Source organism: Pontibacter rugosus, assembly GCF_042678745.1.
GTDB lineage: Bacteria > Bacteroidota > Bacteroidia > Cytophagales > Hymenobacteraceae > Pontibacter > Pontibacter rugosus.
Map to the genome: position 1 here is coordinate 42078 of NZ_JBHTLD010000007.1, position 6065 is coordinate 48142.

Annotated in this window: 14 protein-coding genes; all 14 read left to right on the forward strand. The window is 51.1% G+C overall.

Annotated features, from left to right (window positions below):
- The 14 genes from ACFQ2O_RS01795 to ACFQ2O_RS01860 all read left to right on the forward strand — a co-directional run bounded on the left by ACFQ2O_RS01795 (nucleotide 1) and on the right by ACFQ2O_RS01860 (nucleotide 5948).
- Nucleotides 1–1419, forward strand: a complete 1419-nt coding sequence (locus tag ACFQ2O_RS01795; protein ID WP_377522438.1) for a hypothetical protein — start codon at nucleotides 1–3, stop codon at nucleotides 1417–1419.
- The gene (locus ACFQ2O_RS01800) at nucleotides 1355–1819 is read left to right on the forward strand and encodes a hypothetical protein (RefSeq protein WP_377522439.1); all 465 of its coding nucleotides are present in this window, start codon (nucleotides 1355–1357) and stop codon (nucleotides 1817–1819) included. Before ACFQ2O_RS01795 ends, ACFQ2O_RS01800 begins: the two co-directional genes overlap by 65 nt.
- Nucleotides 1816–2013: a hypothetical protein gene (locus ACFQ2O_RS01805; RefSeq protein ID WP_377522440.1), complete on the forward strand. Its 198-nt coding sequence runs from the start codon at nucleotides 1816–1818 to the stop codon at nucleotides 2011–2013. The genes ACFQ2O_RS01800 and ACFQ2O_RS01805 overlap by 4 nt, the downstream gene beginning before the upstream one ends.
- A gap of 6 nt (nucleotides 2014–2019) precedes the next feature.
- Entirely contained in the window at nucleotides 2020–2226 is a 207-nt protein-coding gene (locus tag ACFQ2O_RS01810; protein WP_377522442.1) for a hypothetical protein, read from the forward strand.
- Complete coding sequence (locus ACFQ2O_RS01815) at nucleotides 2223–2633, forward strand: hypothetical protein (RefSeq protein ID WP_377522443.1); 411 nt, start codon at nucleotides 2223–2225, stop codon at nucleotides 2631–2633. The genes ACFQ2O_RS01810 and ACFQ2O_RS01815 overlap by 4 nt, the downstream gene beginning before the upstream one ends.
- Entirely contained in the window at nucleotides 2630–2809 is a 180-nt protein-coding gene (locus ACFQ2O_RS01820) for a hypothetical protein (RefSeq protein WP_377522445.1), read from the forward strand. The genes ACFQ2O_RS01815 and ACFQ2O_RS01820 overlap by 4 nt, the downstream gene beginning before the upstream one ends.
- On the forward strand, nucleotides 2809–3252 hold the full coding sequence (locus ACFQ2O_RS01825; protein WP_377522447.1) for a lysozyme: 444 nt from the start codon (nucleotides 2809–2811) through the stop codon (nucleotides 3250–3252). The genes ACFQ2O_RS01820 and ACFQ2O_RS01825 overlap by 1 nt, the downstream gene beginning before the upstream one ends.
- A gap of 1 nt (nucleotide 3253) precedes the next feature.
- Complete coding sequence (locus tag ACFQ2O_RS01830) at nucleotides 3254–3382, forward strand: hypothetical protein (RefSeq protein ID WP_377522448.1); 129 nt, start codon at nucleotides 3254–3256, stop codon at nucleotides 3380–3382.
- Nucleotides 3372–3803 carry a hypothetical protein gene (locus ACFQ2O_RS01835; protein ID WP_377522449.1) on the forward strand — a complete coding sequence of 144 codons (432 nt, stop codon included), beginning with the start codon at nucleotides 3372–3374 and terminating at the stop codon, nucleotides 3801–3803. The genes ACFQ2O_RS01830 and ACFQ2O_RS01835 overlap by 11 nt, the downstream gene beginning before the upstream one ends.
- Nucleotides 3804–4126: 323 nt before the next feature.
- The gene (locus ACFQ2O_RS01840) at nucleotides 4127–4390 is read left to right on the forward strand and encodes an Arm DNA-binding domain-containing protein (RefSeq protein ID WP_377522451.1); all 264 of its coding nucleotides are present in this window, start codon (nucleotides 4127–4129) and stop codon (nucleotides 4388–4390) included.
- Entirely contained in the window at nucleotides 4387–4710 is a 324-nt protein-coding gene (locus ACFQ2O_RS01845) for a hypothetical protein (protein ID WP_377522454.1), read from the forward strand. Before ACFQ2O_RS01840 ends, ACFQ2O_RS01845 begins: the two co-directional genes overlap by 4 nt.
- Nucleotides 4707–4874: an AlbA family DNA-binding domain-containing protein gene (locus tag ACFQ2O_RS01850; protein WP_377522456.1), complete on the forward strand. Its 168-nt coding sequence runs from the start codon at nucleotides 4707–4709 to the stop codon at nucleotides 4872–4874. The genes ACFQ2O_RS01845 and ACFQ2O_RS01850 overlap by 4 nt, the downstream gene beginning before the upstream one ends.
- 198 nt (nucleotides 4875–5072) lie before the next feature.
- Entirely contained in the window at nucleotides 5073–5372 is a 300-nt protein-coding gene (locus ACFQ2O_RS01855; protein ID WP_377522457.1) for a hypothetical protein, read from the forward strand.
- 207 nt (nucleotides 5373–5579) lie between these two features.
- Complete coding sequence (locus tag ACFQ2O_RS01860; protein ID WP_377522458.1) at nucleotides 5580–5948, forward strand: ATP-binding protein; 369 nt, start codon at nucleotides 5580–5582, stop codon at nucleotides 5946–5948.
- Nucleotides 5949–6065: the final 117 nt, after the last annotated feature.

Consider the following 6065-nt stretch of genomic DNA (forward strand, 5'->3'; position numbering starts at 1 on the left):
ATGGCAAAGAGCAAGGTAAGGGTGAAGTCCAAGGTGGTGAAGGCGCGGGCGGCTGCAAGGTCGTCTGCGCCCGCCGCTGAGGGCAAGCCGCAGGAAAAAGGGGCAGCGAAAGTGATCGAATACGGCAAAGGGAACAAGCTGCCGCAGGAGATCAACAAGGTGTTCCTTGCTTCGCCGACCGCGCGCCGCTGCTGGCTCAAGCTCAAGAAGTTCATACAGGCCGATGGCTTCGCAAACCGCACCGCTGCTGCTGTAAAGGTAAACCCACGCCAGAAGGCAGACGACGTGCTGCCGCTGCTGGCCTGGGATGCTGCTGTGTTCGGTATCGCTTTGCGGGTGAAGTATAACCGCGATCATGAAGTTAGTGAGGTGTACCATGTGCCCTTTCACACGGTGCGAAAGTTGGATGATGGCCGCTTTCTGGTGAACGCCACCCTGGGCACAGACAAGCATAAAGCCGACCAGGACGAGGTGCTGGAAGCTTATGACCCTGACGCTGATGCTGTAAACAGGTGCCTTGCTCAGATAGGTATCGATGGAGATACACAGCCCGGCCAGATCCTGTACCTGTTCGAGGAAACCAGCGCGCACCCGCACTACCCGGAGCCTGCCGCCTGGGCCGGCAAGGATGATATGGAGTCGGATGCTGAGATTCCGAAAGCAGACAAGCATGCCATTAAAAAGCGTGTCAAGCCGAATATGGGCCTGTTCATACCAGGCGATATCGATGACGAGCAAGAAGACGAAGACGGCAAAACCGACTGGGACAAAATCGAAGACACGGCCAAGCAGCTGACCGATCCGGAGGGGGAGGGCGATGTGGCGGTATTCAACGGAGCCACGAAAGACGATGCCCCGCAGCTGTTCTCGATCGACTCCATGAAGTCCGCGCTTTCCATGGACCCGAAGTCAGAGACGATTGCAAAACGCATCTGCAGGCATATGGGCCTGCACCCTTCGCTGATCGGCATGGACACTGCTGGCCAACTGGGCAACACGCAGCAGCTGCTCAACATCATTCAGCTCACACAGCAGGAGGTGCTTGACGTGCAAGGGATGATTCAAAGAGCATTCACGATGCTATGGCCTGCTTTCGACTGGACTGTGAGCAGCCTAAACCTGATCAAGGCGGTGCCGGAGCAGGTGTGGCAGATCATGACTGAGGAGCAGAAGTACAACTTCGCCGGTCTGGCCATGCCGGAAAAAGAGCAGAGCACCGAAGGCGAAAAGACATTGAACGCACTCAACTCGCTTTCTCCCTTAGTGGCCACGAAAGTGCTGGAGGCAATGACAAAGGAACAGATACTTGCCCTGGTTGGGCTGGATCAAAACAGTAAGACAGAGGAAACAACCAATGGCCAAGCAAATCACAAAGGACGACTTTCTAAAGTTCGTGCCTTTCTCAAAAAACATATCTGAGGCCACGCTGGCCCCGCACGTGCAGGATGCCCTGCTGATGAACGTGCGCCCGATGCTGGGTGATCTCTACGCAAAGGTAATGGCAGAGGAGGAGCAGCTCACTGATGTGGATGGTACCGATTTGGTCAAGGCCGTGTGGGTGCTAAACGCTTACGTGAAGTTCCTGCCTGTGCATGGGTTGGACCTCAATCCTGCTGGCATCACCAAAAGCCGAGATGAGCGAAACACCTACGAGCAGGTGTCACCGCAGGAGCGCCAGTCGATCATCACGACGCTGCGCACCAAGCTAAATTTCTATGAGTCCGAGCTAGGCAAGGCGCTGAAAGAAAAGAACGGTACCGGCAGGCCTGCTGGCAAAAAGAGGCGCATCGGTCTCAGAGTGGTGGGAGGTAGATCATGATGAAGGCCTACTATAACTCTGCTCTTGCGGCTATCACTGTGGTGAAAGGCGCTGAGCTGATGAACTGGATACCAGAGCCGGAAAGCTTCGCCAAGGCCGCCATACTGGCGCTGGTGACTGGCTTTCTAGGTGGCGCTGGTCGATGGCTCTGGCAATGGATATTCGGCAGGGCAAAACGAAAACTCAAACTTTAGCCAAAAATGAAAAAAGGATTTATCAAACGCATGCTGTCAGGCAAGGAGCTGGGCTTCTCGCTCTTCCTGCTGGCGCTTATCGTGGCTTGCCTCTTCTGGAGGAGCCAGAACTTCTACAGGGATGGTGGCTATGGTACCATGGCTGCCATCTTCTCTGGTTTGCTGGCTTTGGGCTGGCTGTTGTCTTACTTCAGATATAAGCCAAAGCCATGATCCTGTTGCTGATCATACTCTATGCAATCGCGCACGGGCTGACGAATGCCGTGTGCTACAGCCGCAAGGGCTCCTACGCCCTCACGATGAACGAGCATGTGCTGTTTGGTGTGGAGCGTGACCTGTTGCTGCTGACTGCCTTGGGCGCTACCTGCTATGCTTTCCTGCCGTGCCTCTTTGAGGTGTTGGCGGGGCTGTTCCTGTTTAGCTGGTTCCACAATGGCGGCTACTACATCATGCGCGACATGATCGCCAGGGGCGGCAGGCATTGGTGGGATTCCTGGCGCTACCAGTCAAAAACTGACACCAGCAAATACTCTTTTGACTATGAGGAGCGCACGCTGCTGCTGATCGTAGGGCTGGTGCTTCTAGTGGTATGTTACGCTGTATACTTCTGCCTGAGATGAAAAAGCTTTACGCATGGCTCATGCGCAATAAGTGGCGCAAGTGGGGCACGGTTGCCCTGCTCTGCCTGGCCATCAACTATACGCTGCTGGTGCTGGGCATGATTGAGGCGGCGGAGTTCGAGGTGATCACCTCTGCCATTTTAACGCTAGTTAAATTCTTTACGATCGGTATCTGATGAAGACGAATAAAAAAGGAATACAGCTGATTCACAGCTTTGAGAGCTGCGAGCTCAGCGCATACCTATGCCCTGCCAGAAAGTGGACTATCGGCTACGGCAATACTTTCTACGCTGATGGCTCTGCCGTGAAGGCGGGTGACAAGATCACGCAGGCGCAGGCGGATGAGCTATTTGTTAAAGTGCTGTCGGGATTTGAGAAGAAGGTAGACGCACTGGTGAAGCCTTCTATCAACGAGAACCAGTTCAGCGCTCTGGTGAGCTTCGCCTACAACTGCGGCGTGGCTAACCTACAAAGCAGTACACTGCTGAAGCGCGTGAATGCCAACCCAAATGATACTGATATCGAGCGCCAGTTCCTTCGCTGGAACAAAGGAGGCGGCAAAGTCCTGAACGGCCTCACCAGAAGAAGACAGGCAGAGGCAGACTTATACTTTAGCTGAGATGGAGGAGTGGGAAGAAACAACGGTTTGCCTGAATTGCGGTGAGCCAGTTACTACGGAAGAGTACTATGGGTGCTGCAGTCGCCAGTGCTACCATATTGAATTCGACGAGGCGCTATATGATGAATAGATTATACTTACTGCTGGTAGCGACACTGATGTCGTTACCAGCCTGCAAGACCTACCAGGTGAGCACGCAGCCGATAGAGGTTACCGCTCCGGACTCGCTTCCGGATCCACTGCAAACCAATGACTGGAACTTTGTGCGCACTTCTGCCAAGGCCGGTGTATATTTGCCGAAGCTTTCTGTTGCTGCCAAGGTGAAGAACTCCTACAACACGGACAACTCACAGAAGAAGTCCAACAATACAAAAGCCAAAGGCGAGGCTGTAGTGGGAAATGACAACGCACCGGTGAAGGCAAAGAAGCAGGCGGTGGTCGGTGATGGTAACAGGGTGGAGCAGGAGGAGAGCAGCTTGCCCGGGTGGGTGTGGCTGCCGGTCATACTGTTATTAATACTACTGTGTTTTCTCTGGCGAAGGTTTAGGTAAACAGATGTAAACATTACGTAAACATGGGGTGCTTTACATCGCTATTTTCAATGCAGCAACAAAAGCAAAAAGTGTATTAGAATACAGGATGCGCAGTAAACGTCTTAAGTTACTGCCTTGGTTGTACTCCCTGCATCTCCACTTACTAACTTATCAATTAGCATAAAAAGCCCTTATATCAGCGATTTAAGGGCTTTTTTGTTTTTAGCCCTACCTGAATTATACATTTTCCCTCCTTTCTGAGGCAGCAAATTCGGGTGCCCGAAGCCATTCCGATTCCGGGTACCCGAATTATGGTGTAAATATCTGGCTTTTAGTAAGATGTGCAGTTATTTTACATCTTGTGGAGCCTTCGTTTGATTGTTAGATTTAAGCATAAAAGGAGGAACGAAATGGACACCAAAATCAGTATCCTGTTCTACGGCAGGAAAGCTAAGACTACTAGAGACAATCTTGTGCCGATTTACCTGCGCGTAACCCTGCAGGGCCAACGGCTGGAACTGAGCACTCACCGCTACGTCTCGCCCGCCCGATGGTCAGCCGAGGCAGGCAAGGTGAAAGGTAGCTGGCGGAAGCCAGAAGCGTGAACGCCTACCTGGACACACTCAGGGCCAAGGCATACGCCCACCACCGGGAGTTGCTGGAGGAGGGCAGGAGAGTAACGGTGGAGACGTTCAAGGAGAAGTGGATAGGAATGGAAGAGAAGCAGGTGCTGCTGCTGGAGGTATTCCAGATGCACAATGATCAGGTGGGCAAACTGGTAGGCAAGGACTACGCCCCGCTAACGCTGACCCGTTACAAGACTTCCCTGCAGCATACCCAGGACTTTATCAAGTGGAAGTTCGGCTTGGAGGATATCGACGTGAAGAAGGTACAGGTAAAAGTGATGAAGGTAGTGCAGACATGATAGAGAACAGCGAATTCGATAAAAAGTCGTTACGTGTAGTACAGGGTATCTCTGCAGATTGGGCTGAATTAGCTAAAGACTGTTTTGCCTTTGCAAATGCTAAGGGTGGAGAAATATACATAGGCATTGAAGATGATACCGAAATGCCTCCTGCCGATCAGTAAATCAAGAAGGCCATAGTCGAGAAAATCAACCAGACCATACCGCAGCGTACCATCAATGTAGGCATTAATTCCACCATTGAAACCGCTTTCAACGGCGGAGAATTTATCGCAATTAAAATATTCAGAAGTACCCAGACCATTGCCTCTACCTCTGACGGCAAGTATTATGTGCGGGTAGCGGACGAATGTAGGCCGCTCATGCCGGAGGATATTTCTCGTTTGGCTGCCGAAAAGCAAGCTTTTGTGTGGGAGGAGAAAGTGACACGCAAAGTACATGTCGGTATGGCTGATGGCGCAAAGCTTAAAAAGTTTTTGGGTGATGTGCAGAGTTCAGAACGGGTAAGCGATTTTGTAAAAGTAATGTCACAAGACGAATTGCTGGAACACTATCTCCTCGCCAGAGACGAATACCTTACTAACCTGGGCATCTTGTGGGTTGGCCAGCGCAGACTGGGCTTTGTCGCATTATGTCCCTTCAGTACAGTTCATAAAGTATGACGAGAACGGCAACAAAGTAAACAAGCGTGTTTGGGATGATTTCATGCTAAACCCGAAAGAACTACTGAACGAAATAATCACGGGCATACCAGACTGGAAAGAATCCATCAAATCTCGGACGGCATCTTCCGCAAGACCATTCCAAACTATAACCTGGAGGTAATCAGTGAGTTAATAGCCAATGCTCTAGTGCGCCGGATGTATACCATGCGTGGCGATATCTTTATCAACCTCCACCACGATCGCCTCGAGATTCACTCACCTGGCCTGCTCCCGCTCGGGGTAACACCCAGCAACATCATCAGCAAGTCGATACACCGCAATACGCACCTAGCCAAGGTGTTCTACGACCTCAAACTCATGGAAATGGAAGGTAGCGGTTATGACAAGGTATATGAGGTACTGCTACTGAACGGCAAGCCTGAGCCTATTGTCGATGAGTGGGACGATCGTGTGGTAGTAACTGTTAAAAAAAATGTTATTAGCACAGAGGTCGCTAAGCTTATGTCTAGGGCCAATGACGAATTTGTTCTCACACAGAAGGAGATCATTACCTTAGGGCTTATCAGACTCTAAAGGAAATTAGACAAACTCCTAAGTACGTGCATTCTTGATCTGTATTCTCTGAGTTTACACATTCTTTGCTTAAGCAAGTCCAACATGAAATAAAAAGTAAAGCCTATGATTTCAAAT